The organism is Zoogloea sp. (assembly GCF_023150065.1).
In the GTDB taxonomy this organism is placed as follows: Bacteria; Pseudomonadota; Gammaproteobacteria; order Burkholderiales; family Rhodocyclaceae; genus Zoogloea.
The window spans coordinates 1-622 of sequence record NZ_JAKLLN010000154.1; the positions used below are offsets into that span (position 1 = coordinate 1).

Here is a 622-nt window from a genome sequence, read left to right on the forward strand (position 1 = left end):
GATCGAGGGCCATGGCGAGTATCCGGAGAACAATGAATCAGACAGCAATGGGTTTGCCGCATTGCAGCATTGTAAACCACTCCAAGCCGCCATCCCGCCCGAGCGCCTGTCCAGCAAACCCAAAACAAAATCAGTCTTTGCTAATATATATGCTGAAGCACCCCGGCCCGACGCGCAACCGCTACCTCTGCCCGATGGATCATCAAACCCACAAAAGGTAAGACCCCGATGAAAACTGCCCACGATCTGGTCATGGCCGCCAAGGCCCGCACCCAGGAAGTCTCCCTCGACGATGCCGACGAAGCCATCCGCGACGCGGACGTCCTGATCGACGTACGCGAGGCCGACGAGTTCGCCGCCGGCCATCTCCCGGGCGCCGTCCATATCGCCCGCGGACTGCTCGAATTCAAGCTCAGCAGCGACCCGAGCCTGGCCGCCCGCGACCTCAAGCTCGTCGTCTATTGCAAGACAGGCGGCCGCGCGGCCCTGGCCGCCTGCGCGCTGCACGACATGGGTTACCTGGACGTGAAATCCATCGCTGGAGGCTTCGATGCCTGGGCCAGCGCCGGCAAGCCTGTCGCCAAGCCGAGCCTGCCGAGCTTCGACTGAAGCCATCAAAAAG

Annotated in this window: 2 protein-coding genes; both read left to right on the forward strand. The window is 62.1% G+C overall.

From position 1 onward, the window contains the following. Nucleotides 1–232, forward strand: a 232-nt coding sequence (locus tag L6Q67_RS23995; protein WP_296576168.1) for a hypothetical protein, incomplete at its 5' end; no start/stop codon positions are given. Further along, nucleotides 229–609 carry a rhodanese-like domain-containing protein gene (locus L6Q67_RS24000; protein ID WP_296576170.1) on the forward strand — a complete coding sequence of 127 codons (381 nt, stop codon included), beginning with the start codon at nt 229–231 and terminating at the stop codon, nt 607–609. The genes L6Q67_RS23995 and L6Q67_RS24000, both read left to right, overlap by 4 nt. The last annotated feature ends 13 nt before the right edge of the window (nt 610–622 follow it).

Coding starts and splice junctions, on each gene's coding strand:
- L6Q67_RS24000 (WP_296576170.1), top strand. CDS start 229: ATGAAAACTGCCCACGATCTGGTCATGGCCGCCAAGGCCCGCACCCAG.